This is a genomic window from Agathobacter ruminis (assembly GCF_002735305.1).
GTDB lineage: Bacteria > Bacillota > Clostridia > Lachnospirales > Lachnospiraceae > Roseburia > Roseburia ruminis.
This window is the reverse complement of sequence record NZ_PDYG01000127.1, coordinates 1-20,936: the sequence shown is the minus strand read 5'-3', so window position 1 is coordinate 20,936 and position 20,936 is coordinate 1. Positions and strand designations below refer to the sequence as shown.

The window sequence follows — 20,936 nt, the reverse complement described above, 5'->3', positions numbered from 1 at the left end:
GATGAAATATACAAAAGACGATATTAAACGCTTGATTGAAGAAGAGGATGTGGAATTCATCCGCCTGCAGTTTACGGATATTTTCGGGACTCTGAAGAATGTGGCAATTACCGCAAGCCAGATTGACCGCGCGCTGGACAATCAAATTATGTTTGACGGTTCTTCCATAGAAGGATTTGCCCGCATTGAGGAATCGGATATGTTTTTGTATCCGGATTTGGACACTTTTACCATCTTTCCATGGAGACCGCAGCAGGGGCGCGTAGCCCGTTTGATCTGCGATGTCTACAAGGCAGATCATACACCGTTTGAGGGAGACCCGCGCTATATCTTAAAGCAGCAGCTTGCGCGTGTGAAAGAAGCAGGATATACCTTCAATGTCGGACCGGAACTGGAATTCTTTTTGTTCCATCAGGATGAAAACGGACAGCCGACGACGCTGACGCATGAGAAGGCGGGATATTTCGATCTCGGTCCTGTGGATCTGGGCGAGAATGCCAGAAGAGATATGGTCTTAAATCTGCAGGATATGGATTTTGAAGTGGAAGCTTCACACCATGAGACGGCGCCGGCACAGCATGAGATTGACTTTAAATATGAAGAGGCGCTGACGACAGCGGATAATATTACGACATTTAAGCTCGCCGTTCGCACCATTGCGAAGCGCCATGGCCTGTTTGCAAGTTTCATGCCGAAACCAAAGAGCGAATATGCGGGAAGCGGAATGCATATCAATATGTCGCTTTCCAAGGATGGCGGCGGTCTGATCCGCCATACCAAGGGAATGTGTCTGATTACCAATCCGCTTGTCAATTCATATAAGCGACTGGTACCGGGATATGAGGCGCCAACCTATATTACCTGGTCCTCTACGAATCGCAGTCCGATGATTCGAATTCCTGCGGCAAGAGGAGAAATGACAAGAATTGAGCTTCGTACACCGGATCCGTCGGCAAATCCGTATCTGGTACTTGCTGTTTGTATTGCGGCGGGAATGGACGGTATCGAAAACCGGATTGCTCCACCGGCAGAGATTCAGGGAAATCTGTTTGACCTGTCTGCGTCAGGAAGAGAACAGTATGGTGTGGAACCACTGCCAAGCAGCATTGACGTGGCAATCGAAGCGCTGAAAAACGATCGTTTCATTCAAAATGTGATTGGGGAACATATTACAAAGAAATATATCCAGGCAAAATCAGATGAATGGAATACGTATCGCAAGCAGGTATCGCAATGGGAGTTGGATGAATATCTGTTTAAGATTTAGCACGGGAGAAGCAAATTGAGTCACATTGTTATTGCATTTCCTAAACTGGAAGTCGCGCAAAACTTAAAAAAACTGCTGTCACAAAGTGGTTATACCGTTACCGCGGCTGTAAATTCAGGTTCGGCGGCATTGCAGGCGATGGGGGGACTTGATCACTCCATCCTGATTTGTGCACCACGCTTCCGCGATATGATTTATGAAGAAATCAATGACTGTCTGACAAATGGGAATCAAATGCTTCTGGTTGCCACACAGGAGATGTGGGAACCTTCCGGAGATATCCTTTGTATCCGAACACCTTTGCAGGTTCACGAACTGCTCGAGACGATTCGCATGATGGATGAGTCGCTGTATCGCCTGCGTCGGAAACAACGCAACCGGCCAAAGCTGCGCAGTGAGGAAGACAGGGCATTGATTCGTCAGGCAAAAGAATTGCTGATGACGCGAAACTGCATGACCGAGGATGAGGCACATCGATATATCCAAAAGCGTGCCATGGACAACGGAACCGGATTGATTGAAACAGCCCAAATGATTGTGGCATTAAATAATAACTAGTTTTGGTTTTTTAGAGGAGAAAAGACATGTACAAAATTAACGAGAACTACTTGAAACTGCCGGGAAGCTATTTGTTTAGTACGATTGCAAAGAAGGTGTCTGCATATCAGCAAGCCAATCCTGATGCGCGGATTATCCGACTTGGTATCGGGGATGTTACCCAGCCGATTGCACCTGCGATTATTGACGCGATGCACAAGGCTGTCGACGAGATGGGAAAGGCGGAAAGCTTCCATGGCTATGCGCCGGATCTCGGATATGCATTTTTGCGTGAGACCATCGCAAAGAACGATTATATCGCAAGAGGCTGCGATATCAGCGCAGATGAAATCTTTGTTTCGGACGGTGCAAAAAGTGATTCCGCAAACATCCAGGAGATTTTTGCAACCGACAATAAAATTGCGGTCTGCGATCCTGTTTATCCTGTCTATGTGGACTCCAATGTCATGGCGGGCAGAACCGGAACCTATGATGCAAAGACCCAGGTCTGGTCCGATGTAATCTACATGCCAACCGTGGCAGAAAACAATTTTGTTCCGGAATTTCCAAAGCAGAATCCGGATCTGATTTATATCTGCTGCCCAAACAATCCGACCGGAACAACGCTGACCAAAGCGCAGTTGCAGGACTGGGTAGATTATGCAAACAAAATCGGCGCAGTGATTCTTTATGATGCAGCTTATGAAGCATATATTTCGGAAGCGGATGTACCGCATTCCATCTATGAATGCAAAGGCGCAAAGACTTGTGCAATCGAGCTGAGAAGCTTTTCAAAGAATGCAGGATTCACCGGAGTGCGCCTTGGATTTGCAGTTGTTCCAAAGGAACTCAAATGCGGGGATGTATCTCTGCACAGCCTGTGGGCAAGACGCCACGGCACCAAATTCAACGGTGCACCTTATATTGTACAGCGTGCGGGAGAAGCGGTTTATTCTGAGGCCGGAAAAGCACAGCTGAAGGAACAGGTTGGCTATTATATGAACAATGCACGCGTAATCAAAGAGGGATTGCGTGACGCGGGATATGAGGTATATGGCGGTGTCAATGCACCGTATATCTGGCTGAAGACACCGAATGAAATGACATCATGGGAGTTCTTTGATTTCTTACTGGAGCGCGCAAATGTGGTCGGTACTCCGGGCAGCGGATTCGGACCGCACGGCGAGGGCTATTTCCGCCTGACAGCATTTGGCAATTACGAGAATACGATGGAAGCGCTTGAGCGAATCCGTCGAAATGCTTGACCATCTGGAATTTTTGTACTAAAATGAGTAACCGTGTGCATTTATGTTGAGATAGATCGAGGTAAAAGACATGATTACAAAGAGAGAAGATATTAGAAATATTGCAATTATTGCCCATGTAGACCATGGTAAAACCACATTGGTCGATGAGCTTTTGAAACAGTCCGGCGTATTCCGTGAGAATCAGGAAGTGCAGGAGCGCGTCATGGACTCCAATGATATTGAGCGAGAGCGCGGTATCACAATTTTGTCCAAAAATACATCCGTATGGTACAAGGATACCAAGATTAATATTATCGATACTCCGGGACATGCTGATTTCGGCGGTGAAGTTGAGCGTGTCTTGAAAATGGTAAATGGAGTTGTCCTTGTCGTGGATGCTTTTGAAGGTACCATGCCTCAGACCAAGTTCGTATTGATGAAGGCGCTGGCTTTAAATCTGCCTGTTATTGTCTGCATCAACAAGATTGACCGTCCGGAAGCGAGACCGGATGAGGTAATCGACGAAGTACTTGAGCTCTTTATGGATTTGGATGCTTCCGATGAACAGCTGGATTGTCCGTTCGTATATGCATCCGCGAGAGACGGTTATGCAATGCTCAGTCTCGATGATGAGCGCAAGGACATGATTCCGTTGTTTGAAACCATCGTGGATTATATTCCGGCACCGGAAGGTGACCCGGACCGCGGCACTCAGGTGCTGATTTCTACCATTGACTACAATGAATATGTCGGCCGTATCGGTATCGGAAAAGTCGACAACGGTTCCATTAAGGTCAACCAGGAAGCAATTGTGGTCAACCATCATGATCCGGATCGCAAGCAAAAGGTCCGCATCAGCAAATTGTATGAATTTGACGGACTTGGACGAGTGGATGTCGATGAAGCACAGATCGGTTCCATCGTAGCCATCTCTGGAATCGCAGATTTAAAGATCGGAGATACCATCTGCTCGACAGATGCGCCGGATCCGATTCCGTTCCAGAAGATTTCCGAGCCGACCATTTCCATGAATTTCATTGTAAATGACAGTCCGTTTGCCGGCCAGGAAGGCAAATATGTTACCTCGCGTCACATTCGTGAGCGTTTGATGAAAGAACTGAATACCGACGTTTCCCTTCGTGTCGAAGATACCGACAGCCCGGATTCCATGAAAGTATCCGGACGTGGAGAACTTCATCTGTCTGTCTTAATCGAAAATATGCGCCGTGAAGGATATGAATTTGCAGTATCCAAGGCGGAAGTATTATACAAAAAAGATGAGAACGGCAAGCTCCTTGAGCCGATGGAACTGGCTTATGTGGATGTTCCGGATGAGTTCACCGGAGCGGTAATCAGCAAATTACAGCAGCGCAAGGGAGAACTTCAGAATATGGGCTCCATTGCCGGCGGATATACCAGAATTGAATTCCGTATTCCATCCCGTGGATTGATCGGATATCGAGGAGAATTCATGACGGATACCAAGGGAAACGGTATTATCAATACCATTTTTGACGGATATGATTCCTATCGCGGAGATATTGCTTATCGTTCGACCGGATCGCTGATTGCATTCGAGACAGGTGAATCTGTGGCATACGGATTGTTCTCCGCACAGGATCGTGGAACACTTTTCATCGGAGCCGGTGAGAAGGTTTATTCCGGAATGGTTATTGGTCAGTCAGCAAGAGCTGAGGACATTGAGTTAAATGTATGCAAAAAGAAACATTTGACCAATACCAGATCGTCATCTGCAGATGAGGCATTGACACTGGTGCCGCCAAAGGTATTGAGCCTGGAGCAGGCTTTGGACTTTATTGACACTGACGAGCTTCTTGAAGTGACACCGGAGAATCTCAGAATCCGAAAGAGAATTCTGGATCCGACACTTCGTAAGCGTTCTAATATTGCAAAGAAGCAGGGAATGTGATAAATTTGGAGGTAATTATGGAACATGGTGTCGTTCGCGTTTATTACGGGGAAGGCCGTGGCAAATCCACAGCCGCACTCGGAGATGCAATCCGTGCAGCCTGTGAAGGACAAAACGCGATAATTACTCAATTTTTGAAAAAGAAGGAAGGCGAAGAGGAAGTGGAATTCCTCAACCGTCTTGAGCCGGAGATTATGCGTTTCCGTTTCGCCAAAATGGAAGATTGTTTTGATGATCTTTCTGAAAATGAGCGGAGAGAGGAGAGCGTCAATCTTGTCAATGGTTTCCATTACGGGAAAAAGGTTGTTTCAACCGGAGAGAGCACATTTGTGGTATTTGATGAAATCCTTGGCCTGGTAGATCAGGGATTGATTTCCGTAGAAATGATTCAGAATTTAATTGATTCGAAACCTGAGGAGACAACATTGATTTTTACCGGTCGGACACTGACGGATGAAATTCGCAATCTGGCAGACGAAGTCTACCATATTACCTCAGAAAAGTAAGCTAGGAGGATGAAGGAATGGCAATTTTTAGAGGCGCTGGCGTAGCAATTGTAACACCAATGGATGCCAACGGAGATGTAAACTATACAAAGCTGGAAGAAATGATCAACATGCAGATCGACGGTGGTACCGATTGTATTGTAATTGCAGGAACAACCGGCGAAAGTGCGACATTGACAATGGAAGAACATGCCGATGTCATTCGTGCAGCAGTTGAATTTACCAAACATCGTGTCCCTGTTGTTGCGGGAACCGGTTCAAATTGTACCAAAACTGCCATTCAGTTATCCAAAGAAGCAGAAGAGTTCGGTGCAGACGGGTTATTGATTGTCACACCGTATTACAATAAGGCAACACAGTCCGGTCTTGTGGCACATTATTCTCAAATTGCCGACAATACCAAGCTGCCTATTATTTTATATAATGTTCCGAGTCGTACAGGCACCAACATCCTGCCGGAGACGGTAGCGGAACTGGTTAAGACCAAGAATAATATTGTTGGTTTGAAAGAAGCAACCGGTAACATGGCACAGGCTTCGAAGACCATGTATCTGACAGACGGAAAACTGGATTTATATTCAGGCGAGGACGGACTTGTTGTACCGATGTTGTCGATTGGCGGTATCGGTGTCATTTCCGTATGGAGCAATATTGAGCCGAAGAATGTGCATGACATGTGTCAGGCATTCTTTGACGGCGATCTGAAGAAGGCACAAAAGATTCAGCTTGAAGGCCTTCCGCTTGTGGATGCACTTTTCTCAGAAGTGAATCCGATTCCGGTCAAGACCGCAATGAACCTGATGGGACTTGAGGTCGGACCGCTTCGCATGCCGATGAGCCCGATGGGAGAGGCGGCAAAAGCGAAACTTGCGGAAGTATTGAAGAGCCGTGGCCTTATGTAAGAATCATAAGATTTCAATTCAAATCCCTATACCCTTTTTGGTATAGGGATTTTTACAAGAAGCATATTTTACAGGAGGATTTGAAATGACAAGAATCATTATGAATGGTTGCAACGGAAGAATGGGACAGTGTATTTCCGGAATCTGCAAAGATGATCCGGATGTGACCATTGTGGCAGGTGTGGATGTATTTACCGGGTTGACAAACGAGTATCCGGTATTTGATGATATCGCAAAATGCGATGTGGAAGCAGATGTGGTCATCGACTTTTCCAATGCCAAGGCAGTGGATGCATTATTGGATTATTGTGCGCAAAAGAGCCTGCCGGTTGTACTTTGCTCGACAGGATTGTCAGAGGAACAGCTTGCGCATGTGGAAGAAACCTCCGGGAAATGTGCCGTCTTAAAATCTGCAAATATGTCAGTCGGTATCAATACACTGATGAAGGTGCTGCAGATGGTTGCCCCTGTTCTGGCCGGTGCCGGATTCGATATCGAAATCGTCGAAAAGCATCATAATCAAAAACTTGATGCGCCGAGCGGAACCGCTTTGGCATTGGCTGACAGCATTAAGGATTCGTTAAGTGAAGAATATCATGATGTGTATGATCGCTCACAGGTGCGTCGTAAGAGAGATCCGCATGAAATCGGAATCTCAGCAGTGCGTGGCGGAACCATTGTAGGAGATCATGATGTGATTTTTGCCGGACAGGATGAGGTAATCACTCTTTCACATTCCGCATATTCCCGTGCAATTTTTGGAAAAGGCGCAGTGGAAGCGGCAAAGTTTTTGGCAGGAAAAGGCCCGGGACGTTATGATATGTCCGACGTGATTGATGCCAAATAAATCATCATAAAATATATGAAAAAGAAATATATCAAAAAGTGAGGAACTGTTACATGATCAACAAATTAGTAGAGAAGATTCAAAAAACCAACGCGCCAATCGTGGTAGGACTCGATCCGATGCTTTCTTATGTGCCACAGCATATTCAAAAGGCGGCATTCGAGGAATTCGGAGAGACCCCTGCAGGTGCTGCAGAAGCAATCTTCCGTTTTAACAAAGCAATCGTGGATGCGACCTGTGATCTGATCCCGGCGGTAAAACCGCAGATTGCCATGTATGAGCAATTTGGTGTGGAAGGTGTGAAAGCATTCCAGAGAACCGTCGATTATTGTCACGAAAAAGATCTGGTAGTCATCGGCGATGTCAAGCGCGGCGATATCGGATCCACTTCGAGCGCTTATGCGACCGGACATCTCGGAAGCGTACAGATTGGAAGCAAGCGTTTCTCTACCTTCTCAGAAGATTTTGCAACAGTCAATCCTTATCTTGGAAGCGACGGAATCAAGCCGTTTGTGGATGTATGTAAGGAAGAAAAGAAGGGTATCTTTATCCTTGTAAAGACTTCAAATCCTTCCAGCGGAGAATTCCAGGATCGCCTGATTGACGGCAAGCCGCTGTATGAGCATGTCGGTGAGAAAGTTGCCGAGTGGGGCAGTGACTGTATGGGAGATTCCTACAGCTATGTCGGAGCCGTTGTCGGAGCAACTTATCCGGAACAGGGCAAGCTCCTGCGTCAGGTAATGCCGAAGTCATTTATCCTTGTACCGGGCTATGGTGCACAGGGGGGCAAAGGCAAAGATCTGGTACATTTCTTTAACAAGGACGGACTTGGTGCAATCATCAACTCCTCTCGTGGTATCATTGCAGCTTACAAGCAGGATCAGTATATCGATCGCGGAATCACTGCGGAGAATTTCGCAGATGCATCCAGAATGGCTGTAGAGGATATGATTGCGGATATCGCATCTGCATTGCACTAAGGAGGATTCTGCCATATGCAAAAGACGGAAGAAATGGCGACCGTGCTGGAACAGCAGGCACTGGGAAGCAATATTTTTGATTTGAAATTAAAGGCGCCACAGATTGCTAAACTTGCAAAAGCAGGACAGTTTGTGTCGGTATATCCAAACCGGGCAGACAAATTATTGCCTCGTCCAATCAGCTTATGCGGATTTGATCCAAAGGAGGGAAGTCTTCGTCTGGTTTATCGTGTGACCGGTGAACATACGGGCACGGAGGAGTTCTCTCGTTTACAGGCAGGGGATACGATTCGACTGCTTGGACCGCTTGGCAATGGCTTTACCGTAGAGCCGGGCAAAAAAGCGATTCTCGTCGGTGGTGGAATCGGTGTGCCTCCGATGCTCGAGCTCGCCAAACAAATCAAAGCACAGCAATTGTGTGAGCAGACCATTGTCATGGGATATCGCGATGCCAATACCTTTTTGCTGGATGAATTCGAGCAGGTGGCAACGACGGTTGTCTCTTCGGATGACGGTGCTGTCGGAACAAAGGGAACTGCAATCGATGCGATCCTTGCAAATCATGTGACCGGTGATGTGATTTATGCCTGCGGTCCGAAGCCGATGCTTCGCGCACTGCGCGATTATGCGCGCGCAAAAGGAATGAGATGTTTTGTCTCAATGGAAGAGCGCATGGCCTGCGGAATCGGAGCATGTCTGGCCTGCGTATGCCAAAGCACACACGAGGATGGTCATTCCAATGTCAAAAATAAGCGTGTATGTGCGGATGGTCCTGTATTTGACGCAGAAGAAATCGAATTGTAATCGTTAACTGCAAAAGGAGAGACAAGCATGTCTGAATTCAATATCAATACAGCCGTGGATTTTTGCGGCATTCCTATGAAAAATCCGGTGACGGTTGCATCCGGTACCTTTGGAAGCGGAATGGAATACAGCGACCTTGTGGATTTAAATGTCCTTGGCGCCGTAACCACCAAGGGTGTGGCGAATCATCCATGGGCCGGCAATCCGACCCCGCGTGTCGCTGAGACCAAAAGCGGAATGTTAAATGCCATCGGATTACAGAATCCGGGGATCGATACCTTTATCGAGAGAGACCTGGCATTTTTAAAACAATATGATACAAGAGTAATTGTCAATGTGTGCGGTCACAGCGAAGAAGAATATGTCGATGTGGTTGAACGCCTCGCTGATACAGATGTGGACCTGCTCGAAATTAATATTTCCTGCCCGAATGTCAAAGAGGGCGGAATCGCATTTGGTCAGGATCCGAAACAGGCTATGGCAATCACAAAGGCTGTAAAAACCAAAGCAAAGCAGCCGATTATTATGAAACTGAGTCCGAATGTGACCGATATTGCAGAGATGGCAAGAGCGTGCGAGGCCGGTGGTGCAGATGCGGTATCTTTGATCAATACGCTGACCGGAATGAAAATCGATATTCACCGCCGCACATTTGCACTTGCAAATAAGACCGGAGGCATGAGTGGACCGGCAGTCCATCCGATTGCCGTGCGCATGGTTTATCAGGTGGCACAGGCTGTCAACATTCCGATTATCGGAATGGGCGGAATCGCCTCTACGGAAGATGCAATCGAGATGATTCTCGCGGGAGCAACCATGGTATCGGTCGGAACTGCCAATTTCTTTGATCCGACAATCACGCAAAAGATTGTTGCCGGAATCGAAGATTATATGCGCAAGTATCAGATCGCAGATATCCGTGATCTGATTGGTGCGGTACGATAGGAACAATATATGACAGATTGTAATAAAAGGAATCAGGAAGCGCCGGATGAGGCGCTTCTTGCAAAATATGAACAATTAAAAACAATGCTGGCCGGATATCAGTCGGTGGCCGTGGCATTTTCGGGAGGCGTGGATTCCACGTTTCTGTTGTATGCGGCCAAAGAGGCATTGCATGATCGCGTGATTGCAGTGACGGCGTCCTCCGGGTCTTTTCCGCAACGGGAACAGACAGAGGCCAATGATTACTGCAGGGCAATCTCTGTGCGGCAGTTCGTGCTTTCCGTGGATGAGATGTCCATCGAAGGATTTGCGGAGAACACAAAAGACCGCTGTTATCTGTGCAAGAAGCATCTGTTTGAGCAATTCATCTCACTTGCGGGAGAACAGAATATCCAAGTGATTCTCGAAGGTTCCAATGCGGATGATGAAAATGATTACCGTCCGGGAATGCGGGCAATCGCGGAGCTGGGAATCCAAAGTCCGCTGCGCAGTCTGCGTTTTACCAAGCGCCAGATTCGAATTCTGTCACAGTATCTGGGCCTGCCAACCTGGTCTAAGCCATCATTTGCATGTCTGGCAACGCGTGTCCCGTACGGTGTGACAATCACGCATGAGATGCTGGGACAGATCGAGCGTGCAGAACAGTTGCTGATGGATCTGGGCTTTCATCAAATGCGCGTGCGTCATCATGGCGAGATTGCGCGCATTGAGATTCCGGTGGAAGAATTTGCACATATGTGTGAACCACAGATCAGATCTGTGGTATATGAACAGTTACAATCATATGGTTTCTCCTATGTTGCGTTGGATTTGAAAGGATATCGGACCGGCAGCATGAATGAAACACTTGATTTGTAATCACAAAAGGAGAGAGAACAAGCGATGGAAATCAATAAATTGTATGCTGACAATGACATGGTGCGTGTGGGCTGTCATGATTGTGAAGGCTGCAGCAGTTGCTGTACGGGAATGGGCGATACCGTCCTGCTGGATCCGTATGATGTATATCGGTTATGCAAAGGGTTAAACAAACGGTTTGAGCAGCTGCTGATCGAGCAGAAAGTGGATATGCATACGGATGGAGGACTGATTCTGCCGCATTTGAAAATGCGTGAAGATGACACCTGTGCATTTTTGGAGAACGGCCGTTGCAGCATCCATGCAATTCGTCCGGGCATCTGCCGTCTGTTTCCTTTGGGACGCCAGTATTCGGAGGATACGGTTCGTTATTTTCTGCTTGAAGATGCATGCCCTGCACAAAATAAGACCAAGATGAAAGTCGGTAAATGGCTGGATCAGGAGAATCTGAAACAGTATGAAGACTTTTTGGTGGCATGGCATAATCTGACCAAAAAGCTGCGCGAGGAGCTGTCGGAGCAGACGGACGAAACCTACCAGAAGCAGGTTTGCACACTGTTTTTACAATTGTTTTTCATGCGTCCGTATGGGGACGATTTCTTTGCTGATTTTTATGAGCGCAAAAATTTGTTAGGCTAGGATAGCGGAAATAGGAAATAAGTGCTATAATTAGGCGAAGGAGAGAACGACATGGCAAACAGAGAAGATTTAATCAAAGAATTATATTCCAATATGATTGGAGAAGAAAAAAAGCCTGTGGAGGACGAGAGACGCTATCATGCGGATACCAACAGTCTGACCGTAGGTGCCAATCTTGATTCCAAGGTCACCAGCAAGCGTCATGAAATCGGACTTGAAAAAGAAGCCTATGCCGAGATCATGATGGGTGCGCGCAATTATTTCCTGACAAAAGACATCGGATTTATGGTTGGAGATGTAGTCGCTTTTCGTGAGACCAGCGGCTTCCAGCTGACCGGAAATGACAGTTTGCGTACACTGGCAATGGTAGAGCGCAATATCGAGGGAATTAAGGACGGATATTGCATCATCAGCTGGAAATAGCAGAATGGCAAATTGCATAAAAAAAGCGGAGCGACGAGAAGGAAAATCGTCGCTCCTTTTTTTGCTCTTCATCTTCCCAACTTACTGAAATTATGCTAAACTACAAAGGAAATTGTGCGATTTGTATGGGAAATCGAGAAGGAGATATTGAAATGGAACAATATAAGTCAGAATTTATTGAATTTATGATAGAGAGCGATGTTTTGAAGTTTGGAGATTTTACCCTCAAGAGTGGGAGAAAGTCTCCGTTTTTTATGAATGCAGGTGCATATGTGACCGGATCTCAGTTAAAGCGACTCGGAGAATATTATGCAAAAGCAATCCATGACAATTACGGAGAGGATTTCGATGTCCTTTTCGGACCTGCATACAAAGGCATTCCGCTTGCAGTAGTGACGGCAATTGCATTTAGTGAATTGTACGGAAAAGAAGTTCGCTATTGCTGTGACCGAAAAGAGGCAAAGGATCACGGTGCGGACAAGGGCGGATTCCTCGGATATCAGCTGCAGGATGGAGACCGTGTGGTCATGATTGAAGATGTCACCACATCCGGCAAATCAATGGAAGAGACGGTGCCGAAGGTGAAAGGTGCGGCAGATGTGACCATCGTTGGACTGATGGTTTCTTTGAATCGTATGGAAGTCGGACTGGGCGGAAAACTTTCCGCTTTGGATGAAATCAAAGAGAAATACGGATTTGAAGGTAGAGCGATTGTGACCATGGAAGAGGTCGTAAGCCGTTTGCATAATCAGGATTGCCAGGGCAGAGTGGTGATTGATGATACCATCAAAGCGGCAATCGATGACTATTTCAAACAATATGGGTGCAAATAATACACTTCGTAAGAAGTGGCATTCCATACTGGGAGTATGTGTCTTTATTCTCTACCTGATGTGTCTGTTCTATTTCCTTTTTTTTGCAGAAGCGATGGGACGCAGCGGTAGAGGGGAATATCGCTATAATCTGACTCTGCTAAAGGAGATTCGGCGATTTATGACACATATCAATCTTTTGGGCTGGAAAGCTTTTTTCCTGAATGTGATAGGAAATGTACTGGCTTTTGTACCATTTGGTTTTTTCTTTCCAATGCTTTTGCAAAAACATAAAAATATACTGGTGGCAACCGCGGCAGGATTTTTATTCAGCCTCATGGTGGAATCGCTTCAGCTATGCATGAAACTGGGTAGCTTTGATGTCGATGATCTGCTTTTGAATACCATCGGTACATTGATTGGCGCAATTTGCTATGTCATTGTGCGCCTGATTATGTATCATCAACGAACGGAGAAATAATATGCGTTTTCATCGAAAAAATCGTTTTAAATTTACGGAGAAAACACAATCCAGGAAAGGCATTGCTGCCCTGGTGCTTGCAGCAGTTCTGCTGATTCTTTACGGCATAATGGTTTTCCTCGCATACCGCTCCAACGGAACACTTTCGCCTTATTACGGAAGTGTCGGAATTTTGGCGATATGCTTTGTGATTGCAAATATGGTTTTATCTATTCAAAGTACGATGGAGGAGAATTCGTTTCAGCTGATTCCGCATATGGCATTGATTTTAACGATCATTGCAGCAATCTGCTGGATTGGAACACTTGTCATCGGATTGATTAATTAGTAACGAAATGAGGATTGATCTATGAATTATTTAGAGACAAATCGAAAACAGAATCAGTTTTATGAAGAGCGCCTTTCTCTTGTGATGGAGCGCTTGCAGGAAATTGTGGAAGAGCCACAGGTTGGCGGTGCATTTGATGATTATTTTACAGCGACAGCACAGCTGATGCTCAAATTGAATGAGATTGTCCGTGCCACTTCCGAAAATCCGGATGCAGCATGTTCAGAGCAGGGAAGAGAATGGAACCGCTTCCTTTTTGCACAGGCACTCGAAGGTGACAATTATGAAAATGGATTTTTGAATCCGGCTTATGCCTGTGAAAAGCTGGGCGCTGAATATGGTGCGATGTTTGCAGCACATTTTGCAAGATTGCGTTCTGCCATCGCATATGCTTACGAAGGAAATTTTGAGCGTGTATGCCTGCTTGCGGAACTGCTTGTGGAAATTTATGTGATGATGCTCGACGATGATATCACTGCAGAAAAAGTACAGGCTGTCATTTCCTCTCATGTACATGACAATCAGGAACTCGCACTGCAATACGGAATTGCCCGAATGTTTGACAAGAATCGCGATTTTTATCGTACTATTTTGTTGCAGGCGGATTTGAACAATAAGAATTATCTGTACAAATACGGTTTCAATATTTCGGACAACGAGCGCAAGATTCTGGCATTCCTTCAAAAGATGCCGCAGGAAGAACTTCAGGCAATGGCAGATACCTATACCGAAGGATTCCGTCTTGGATTTGTGACCTTAAACAAGCCGCTTGAAAAAAAGACATTGGTGGAGATGCGCTATCCGGTTGGTTTTGAACCAATGATGCGACTTGCTGCCGCCAATTTTGAAAAAATGGGATTGTATGTGATTGCAGCACCGTCATCGACTGCAGCAAACAAGCAATATATCAACGATCATGAGCAGGATGAGGCTTTATGGCTCGACAAATCTTTGGTTGAACGCAGAGCAGAATTTCTCAAAAAAATCCTTGAAGAATATAAAGAGATTGCACCGCAGTTCGCCGGACCTGCTGTTGTGGAGACATTCGGAGAGAAGCCGTTTGAGCCGGTCAACCGCAAAGAACGCTTACAGTTTGACCAAAAGCAGCAGGGACTTTCCGTACAGAGTGCTTCTGAGCAGGCACAGCTGATCAATCAGTATATCCATGGGGAAGAGAGAAGCTTTACAGTCATTGCATATCCGATTCCGGAAATCGGAGATCAGTTCGATGAAATTTTCGCGGAGACGGTACGCGTTAACACACTTGACTATATGAAATATCAGCAGATGCAACAAAAAATCATTGATGTGCTCGACGCTGCAGATTATGTTCATGTCATCGGCAGCGGTGACAACAAGACGGATATCAAGGTCAAGATCTGGGATCTGGAAAACCCGGAAAAAGAGACTGCATTTGAAAACTGTGTGGCGGATGTCAATATCCCGGTCGGAGAAGTATTTACTTCACCGGTGCTTGAAGGCACAAACGGTAAATTGCATGTGACACAGGTTTATCTTGAAGGCAGAAATTATCTCAATCTCGAAATTGATTTTAAAGATGGAATGATTGCTGATTATCACTGTACCAACTTTGAAGATGAACAGGAAAATCGTCGTTACATCGAAGACAATATTTTAAAGCATCATAAGAGTTTACCAATCGGCGAATTTGCAATCGGTACCAATACGACAGCATATCGAATGGGAATTCAGTATGGCATTCAGGACAAACTCCCAATTCTGATTGCGGAGAAAACCGGACCACATTTTGCGGTCGGTGATACCTGCTATACCTATGATGAAGACAATGAAACCTTTAATCCGGACGGAAAGCTGATTGTAGCAAGAGACAATTCTGTTTCCTGCCTGCGCAAGACGGATATTTCGAAGGCATATTTCAACTGCCATACAGATATCACGATTCCGTATAATGAAATCAAATCCATTATTGCGGTTGCAAAGGATAAGAGTGAACAGCCGATTATTCTGGATGGTAAATTTGTCGTTCCGGGCACAGAGGAATTGAATGTGCCGCTGGAAGGCTTATTATAAAATCAATTTAGTAAAAAAGAAAAAGAAAAAGAGGAGAGAGACAATGCCACAGGTAGGAATTGTAATGGGCTCTGATTCAGACATGCCCGTAATGGCGAAGGCCGCAGAAATTTTGGACAAGCTCGGTGTGACTTATGAGATGACAATCATTTCAGCACATCGTGAGCCGGATGTATTTTTTGAGTATGCAAAATCTGCGGAGGCAAAAGGTTTTAAGGTGATTATCGCAGGCGCAGGAATGGCAGCACATCTGCCGGGAATGTGTGCAGCAATCTTCCCGCTTCCGGTTATCGGAATTCCAATGCATACGACATCACTCGGAGGACGCGATTCCTTATACAGCATTGTTCAGATGCCAAGCGGCATTCCGGTAGCAACCGTTGCAATCAATGGTGGGGCAAATGCCGGTTTGCTTGCAGCAAAAATCCTTGCAACTTCGGATGCTGCGCTTTTAGATCGATTAAAAGCCTACTCAGCAGAATTGAAAGAACAGGTAGAAGCAAAAGACGCAAAATTAAAGGCGGAAGGCTATCAGGCTTATCTCGCAAACAAGTAATACACGAAACATATTTATGGAGGAAACACAAAATGGATTACAAGTCATCCGGAGTTGATATTGAAGCAGGATATGAGTCAGTCGAATTGATGAAGAAATTCGTAAAGAGAACCATGAGACCTGAAGTATTAGGTGGTCTCGGTGGATTTTCCGGTGCATTTTCACTGGCAAAGATCAAAGATATGGAAGAACCGGTTTTACTTTCCGGAACAGATGGATGCGGAACCAAAGTAAAACTGGCAATGATTCTTGATAAGCATGATACCATTGGAATCGATGCAGTGGCAATGTGCGTCAACGATGTGGCATGCGCCGGCGGCGAGCCGCTGTTTTTCCTGGATTATATTGCATGTGGCAAGAATTATCCGGAAAAGATTGCAACCATCGTAAGCGGTGTGGCAGAAGGCTGTGTACAGTCTGAGTGCGCACTGATCGGCGGTGAGACAGCAGAACATCCGGGACTGATGCCGGAGAACGATTACGATCTGGCCGGATTTGCAGTCGGTGTGGTTGACAAGAAGGACATCATTACCGGAGCAGATTTAAAAGACGGCGATGTATTGATCGGAATGGCTTCAAGTGGCGTACATTCCAACGGATTCTCACTGGTGCGCAAGATCTTCCGCATGAACGAAGAAACATTGAATACACATTTTGATGAGCTTGGAACCACTCTGGGTGAAGCGCTCCTCGCACCGACACGTATTTATGTGAAAGCATTAAAAGAAGTCAAGAATGCCGGCGTTCGCATCAAGGCATGCAGCCATATTACAGGCGGAGGCTTCTATGAAAACATTCCTCGTATGCTTCCGGAAGGCAAGCGTGCGGTTGTAGAGAAAGGTTCTTATCCGATTCCGCCAATCTTTATCATGATGCAAAGAGAAGGCAATGTGGCAGAAGAAATGATGTACAACACCTACAACATGGGACTTGGCATGATTGTTGCAGTGGATCCTGCAGATGTGGACAAGACCATGGAGGCAATGAGAAAAGCAGGAGATACTCCTTATGTAGTCGGCAAGATTGTTGACGGCGAAAAGGGTGTCGATCTGGTATAAGTCAGGCATAGGATAAAGGGGAACATCATGAAAATTGCAGTATGTGTATCCGGCGGCGGTACGAATTTACAGGCGATTATGGATGCCATTGACAATGGAACCATCACGAATACTGAGATTGCTGTTGTGGTAGCAAATAATCAAAATGCCTATGCACTTGAGCGTGCAAAGCAGCATGGAATCGAAGCAATCTGCGTTTCACCGAAATCGTACAAGACGCGGGAACAATTCAATGAGGCTTTGCTTGCCACCATCGATTCGTATGAGGTTGACTTGATCGTCCTTGCAGGATTTTTGGTTGTGATTCCGGAAAAGATGATTCAGAAATATCGCAATCGGATTATCAATATTCATCCATCGCTGATTCCATCTTTTTGCGGAACAGGCTATTATGGTCTGAAAGTGCATGAAGGTGTGCTTGCGCGCGGCGTGAAGGTGACCGGCGCGACCTGTCATTTTGTGGATGAAGGAACCGATACCGGGCCGATCATTTTGCAAAAAGCAGTGGAAGTTCAGCAGGATGACACGCCGCAGACACTGCAGCGCAGAGTTATGGAAGAAGCAGAATGGCAGATTATGCCAAAGGCCATTGACCTGATTGCAAACAACAGAGTCACGGTAGAGAATGGTCTTGTAAAAGTGAAATAGGAATCAGTGAAAGGATAAAAGCAATGAATGTATTAGTTGTTGGAAGCGGTGGCCGTGAGCATGCAATTGTAACTGCGGTTGCAAAGAGTCCTCGTGTGGATAAGATTTATTGTGCACCGGGCAATGCCGGAATCGCAGAACTTGCAGAAATCGTCAATATCGGCGCCATGGAATTTGATAAACTGGTGGCATTTGCAAAAGAAAAGGCCATCGATTTTACCATCATCGGAATGGATGATCCGTTGGTAGGCGGCATCGTCGATGTATTTGAAGCAGAAGGGTTAAAGGTATTCGGTCCTCGCAAAAATGCAGCTATCCTGGAAGGATCAAAGGCTTTTTCCAAGGATTTGATGAAAAAATATCATATTCCGACCGCAGCCTATGAGAATTTTACAGATCCGCAGGAGGCACTGGCTTATCTGGAAACCGCAAAGATGCCGATCGTATTGAAGGCAGACGGACTTGCTTTGGGCAAGGGCGTTTTAATCTGCGAAAACCTTGAGCAGGCGAAAGCCGGCGTCAAAGAAATCATGGAGGACAAGAAGTTCGGTTCGGCCGGCAACACGCTGGTGGTCGAAGAATTTATGACCGGCCGTGAAGTATCTGTTCTTTCTTTTGTAGACGGCAAGACCATTAAGATTATGGATTCCGCACAGGATCACAAAAGAGCGGGAGACGGAGATACCGGTTTGAACACCGGCGGAATGGGTAATTTTTCACCGAGTCCGTTTTATACCAAGGAAGTGGATGAATTCTGTCAGAAATATATTTTCCAGCCGACCGTGGATGCGATGGCTGCCGAAGGCAGACCGTTTACCGGTGTGATTTTTTTCGGCCTGATGCTGACAGAGGAAGGCCCGAAGGTGCTCGAATACAACGCACGTTTCGGAGATCCGGAAGCACAGGTTGTACTTCCACGACTGACCAATGATATCATCGATGTCATGGAAGCCTGCGTGGATGGACGTCTGGATGAAATTGATCTGCAATTCGAAAAGCGTGCAACCGTCTGTGTTGTACTTGCATCGGACGGATATCCGGTTCAATACGAAAAAGGCTTTGAAATCACCGGACTTGAGAAATTCAAGGGACAAAAAGATTATTACTGCTTCCATGCCGGAACAAAATTTGACGAAGCCGGCAAAGTGGTTACCAACGGAGGCCGCGTTCTCGGAATCACTGCGACTGCAGATGATTTGAAGCAGGCGCGTGCAAAGGCCTATGAGGCAACCGAATGGGTTCAGTTCGCAAACAAATATATGCGTCATGATATTGGAAAAGCAATTGATGAAGCATAAAGAGTGCAACATGATATTGCAAAAACAATTGATGAAGTATTGAGAATGCGATATACTTGTTATGTTAATATTTAAAACGATATAAGGAGAAGATATTATGAATTACACAATTGAAGGGGAACCATTACCGGTCGTAATCTGCAATCTTGATGCAAACGAGACCATGATTACAGAGAAAGGTGCAATGTCATGGATGTCACCAAATATGAAGATGGAGACATCAAGCAACGGAGGCATCGGCAAAATGTTTGGACGTGCATTCTCAGGAGAAGCAATGTTCCAGAATCGTTACACTGCGATGGGCGGACCTGGACAGATCGCTTTTGCATCCAGCTTCCCGGGCTGCATCCGTGCGTTTGAAATCGGACCGGGACAGGAAATTATCGCACAGAAATCAGCTTTTCTTGCTTCTACAGCAGGAGTACAGCTTTCCGTATTTTTCCAGAAACGCCTCGGCGCAGGATTCTTCGGCGGAGAAGGATTCATCATGCAGAGACTTTCCGGACAGGGATTGGTATTTCTTGAGTTTGATGGTTATATCAAAGAATATGATCTTGGACCTGGCCAGCAGATGGTAATTGATACCGGATATCTTGCTGCTATGAGCGCTTCCTGCTCAATGGATATCCAGACAGTTCCGGGTATCAAGAATGCATTGTTCGGTGGAGAAGGCTTGTTCAATACCGTTGTAACAGGACCGGGTCACATCTGGCTTCAGAGCATGCCGGTATCTCAGATGGCTGGTGCAATCGCACCATTTATTGCGACAGGAAAGTAAGAGATGAGAAATCGATTTGTGGCGAAAGGGTCGATGACCGTGTTTCTGGCAGTGCTTCTGCTTGCTGTTTCTGGATGTACATCCAATCGCAATGTGTCATCGCAAACCTCGACACAGGTCGAAAGCACTGAAACGGAATCACAATATGTTCCGCAGGAAAAGGCAATTATCACGCCAATTGAACCAAATGAGGAATTCAGTGTCTCGGATTCAACGGGAATGCTGAAAGTAAAGGAAGAGGATGACTATTCTGTGACAGTTATCCTTGAATTCAACTATCAGTTGTATGGCGTGGAAAAGTCATGCTGGGCTGTCACAAGCAGCTATTTGATTGAGCGTGGCGACGATGCCTATATTTTTCTGACTTGCCATTACGAGAATTCATACGGCCGCACTTACTTATACAAAGTGGAGGATGGCCAACTCGAAGCGGCAGATGCGTTGAATATGATATTCTTTGAACCATTCACCAATGTGGATCAGCTGAATATGGCAACAACAGTCAATTCCATCGGAACTTATGAAGGGCACAAAACCTATCGCATCGAAAATGATAAGTTTGTGACCGACGACGAGGTATACATCTTTAATACCATTGGAGATGAGAGCAAATCATCCCTTACCGTCATCAAAGATCTCCCTGCCAAAATCGCAGGCAAAGAAACGACTTTGACTCCCGGCACCGTGATTCATCCATACGGCCAGGACGAAGATACTTTTTTCTTCGAAACCGACGACGGCAGAATGGGTCAATTCCAGTACGAGCACATTGGACAGGACAAAATTGACACCTACGGTTATGAATACGGAATTGGAGGTCACTCTGCTAACGATTACTTCGAGATGGTACCGTATTCCGGCTAAGGCATATTAAAACAAATGAAAGAGGTCACGCTTGCGTGACCTCTTTTTAGTTTGTGCGCCATGGGCGCGCTCTAACGGATATACCCAACCTATATGATCAATATAGTTATCATGATTATGAAATATGTCAGCTACGCTGACGCAAATCTCGCGCCAAGTCTCGCGAGCGAGACTTG

At 45.9% G+C, this 20,936-nt stretch carries 23 protein-coding genes; all 23 read left to right on the top strand.

Annotated elements, in window-relative coordinates; genetic code table 11:
• The first annotated feature begins 1 nt into the window (after position 1).
• The 23 genes from CSX02_RS11830 (at position 2) to CSX02_RS11720 (ending at position 20,760) form a co-directional block, all read left to right on the top strand.
• Positions 2–1,267, top strand: a complete 1,266-nt coding sequence (locus tag CSX02_RS11830; protein WP_099386818.1) for a glutamine synthetase family protein — start codon at positions 2–4, stop codon at positions 1,265–1,267.
• Between the two features lie 15 nt (positions 1,268–1,282).
• The gene (locus CSX02_RS11825; protein ID WP_099386817.1) at positions 1,283–1,825 is read left to right on the top strand and encodes an ANTAR domain-containing response regulator; all 543 of its coding nucleotides are present in this window, start codon (positions 1,283–1,285) and stop codon (positions 1,823–1,825) included.
• A gap of 26 nt (positions 1,826–1,851) precedes the next feature.
• Positions 1,852–3,069 carry an LL-diaminopimelate aminotransferase gene (locus tag CSX02_RS11820; RefSeq protein WP_099386816.1) on the top strand — a complete coding sequence of 406 codons (1,218 nt, stop codon included), beginning with the start codon at positions 1,852–1,854 and terminating at the stop codon, positions 3,067–3,069.
• Between the two features lie 70 nt (positions 3,070–3,139).
• Complete coding sequence (gene typA, locus CSX02_RS11815) at positions 3,140–4,981, top strand: translational GTPase TypA (RefSeq protein ID WP_031545057.1); 1,842 nt, start codon at positions 3,140–3,142, stop codon at positions 4,979–4,981.
• A gap of 17 nt (positions 4,982–4,998) precedes the next feature.
• Positions 4,999–5,487 carry a cob(I)yrinic acid a,c-diamide adenosyltransferase gene (locus CSX02_RS11810; protein WP_031545059.1) on the top strand — a complete coding sequence of 163 codons (489 nt, stop codon included), beginning with the start codon at positions 4,999–5,001 and terminating at the stop codon, positions 5,485–5,487.
• 17 nt (positions 5,488–5,504) lie between these two features.
• Positions 5,505–6,389, top strand: coding sequence for a 4-hydroxy-tetrahydrodipicolinate synthase (gene dapA, locus CSX02_RS11805; protein WP_031545062.1), 885 nt, complete (start codon positions 5,505–5,507; stop codon positions 6,387–6,389).
• Between the two features lie 85 nt (positions 6,390–6,474).
• Positions 6,475–7,236 carry a 4-hydroxy-tetrahydrodipicolinate reductase gene (gene dapB / locus CSX02_RS11800; protein ID WP_031545063.1) on the top strand — a complete coding sequence of 254 codons (762 nt, stop codon included), beginning with the start codon at positions 6,475–6,477 and terminating at the stop codon, positions 7,234–7,236.
• Between the two features lie 53 nt (positions 7,237–7,289).
• On the top strand, positions 7,290–8,216 hold the full coding sequence (gene pyrF / locus CSX02_RS11795; RefSeq protein WP_031545065.1) for an orotidine-5'-phosphate decarboxylase: 927 nt from the start codon (positions 7,290–7,292) through the stop codon (positions 8,214–8,216).
• 15 nt (positions 8,217–8,231) lie between these two features.
• Complete coding sequence (locus CSX02_RS11790) at positions 8,232–9,020, top strand: dihydroorotate dehydrogenase electron transfer subunit (RefSeq protein WP_099386815.1); 789 nt, start codon at positions 8,232–8,234, stop codon at positions 9,018–9,020.
• Between the two features lie 27 nt (positions 9,021–9,047).
• The gene (locus CSX02_RS11785) at positions 9,048–9,965 is read left to right on the top strand and encodes a dihydroorotate dehydrogenase (RefSeq protein ID WP_099386814.1); all 918 of its coding nucleotides are present in this window, start codon (positions 9,048–9,050) and stop codon (positions 9,963–9,965) included.
• Positions 9,966–9,974: 9 nt separating this feature from the next.
• The gene (gene larE, locus CSX02_RS11780) at positions 9,975–10,823 is read left to right on the top strand and encodes an ATP-dependent sacrificial sulfur transferase LarE (RefSeq protein WP_099386813.1); all 849 of its coding nucleotides are present in this window, start codon (positions 9,975–9,977) and stop codon (positions 10,821–10,823) included.
• 24 nt (positions 10,824–10,847) lie between these two features.
• Positions 10,848–11,462 carry a YkgJ family cysteine cluster protein gene (locus CSX02_RS11775; protein WP_099386812.1) on the top strand — a complete coding sequence of 205 codons (615 nt, stop codon included), beginning with the start codon at positions 10,848–10,850 and terminating at the stop codon, positions 11,460–11,462.
• A 51-nt stretch (positions 11,463–11,513) separates the two neighbouring features.
• The gene (locus tag CSX02_RS11770) at positions 11,514–11,885 is read left to right on the top strand and encodes a DUF3850 domain-containing protein (protein WP_031545074.1); all 372 of its coding nucleotides are present in this window, start codon (positions 11,514–11,516) and stop codon (positions 11,883–11,885) included.
• A 152-nt stretch (positions 11,886–12,037) separates the two neighbouring features.
• Positions 12,038–12,718: an orotate phosphoribosyltransferase gene (gene pyrE, locus CSX02_RS11765; RefSeq protein WP_031545076.1), complete on the top strand. Its 681-nt coding sequence runs from the start codon at positions 12,038–12,040 to the stop codon at positions 12,716–12,718.
• Positions 12,705–13,178, top strand: coding sequence for a VanZ family protein (locus CSX02_RS11760; protein WP_099386827.1), 474 nt, complete (start codon positions 12,705–12,707; stop codon positions 13,176–13,178). Before pyrE ends, CSX02_RS11760 begins: the two co-directional genes overlap by 14 nt.
• A gap of 1 nt (position 13,179) precedes the next feature.
• Positions 13,180–13,506, top strand: coding sequence for a DUF6142 family protein (locus CSX02_RS11755; RefSeq protein ID WP_099386811.1), 327 nt, complete (start codon positions 13,180–13,182; stop codon positions 13,504–13,506).
• A gap of 21 nt (positions 13,507–13,527) precedes the next feature.
• A complete protein-coding gene (locus CSX02_RS11750) occupies positions 13,528–15,558 on the top strand; it encodes an aminopeptidase (RefSeq protein ID WP_099386810.1) in 2,031 nt (676 codons plus the stop codon).
• 43 nt (positions 15,559–15,601) lie between these two features.
• Positions 15,602–16,114, top strand: coding sequence for a 5-(carboxyamino)imidazole ribonucleotide mutase (gene purE, locus CSX02_RS11745; protein WP_099386826.1), 513 nt, complete (start codon positions 15,602–15,604; stop codon positions 16,112–16,114).
• A gap of 32 nt (positions 16,115–16,146) precedes the next feature.
• Positions 16,147–17,172: a phosphoribosylformylglycinamidine cyclo-ligase gene (gene purM / locus CSX02_RS11740; RefSeq protein WP_099386809.1), complete on the top strand. Its 1,026-nt coding sequence runs from the start codon at positions 16,147–16,149 to the stop codon at positions 17,170–17,172.
• Between the two features lie 27 nt (positions 17,173–17,199).
• Complete coding sequence (gene purN / locus CSX02_RS11735; protein WP_099386808.1) at positions 17,200–17,820, top strand: phosphoribosylglycinamide formyltransferase; 621 nt, start codon at positions 17,200–17,202, stop codon at positions 17,818–17,820.
• A gap of 23 nt (positions 17,821–17,843) precedes the next feature.
• The gene (purD, locus tag CSX02_RS11730; RefSeq protein WP_099386807.1) at positions 17,844–19,118 is read left to right on the top strand and encodes a phosphoribosylamine--glycine ligase; all 1,275 of its coding nucleotides are present in this window, start codon (positions 17,844–17,846) and stop codon (positions 19,116–19,118) included.
• 97 nt (positions 19,119–19,215) lie between these two features.
• Positions 19,216–19,896, top strand: a complete 681-nt coding sequence (locus CSX02_RS11725) for a TIGR00266 family protein (protein ID WP_031545091.1) — start codon at positions 19,216–19,218, stop codon at positions 19,894–19,896.
• A gap of 3 nt (positions 19,897–19,899) precedes the next feature.
• The gene (locus CSX02_RS11720; RefSeq protein ID WP_099386806.1) at positions 19,900–20,760 is read left to right on the top strand and encodes a hypothetical protein; all 861 of its coding nucleotides are present in this window, start codon (positions 19,900–19,902) and stop codon (positions 20,758–20,760) included.
• The last annotated feature ends 176 nt before the right edge of the window (positions 20,761–20,936 follow it).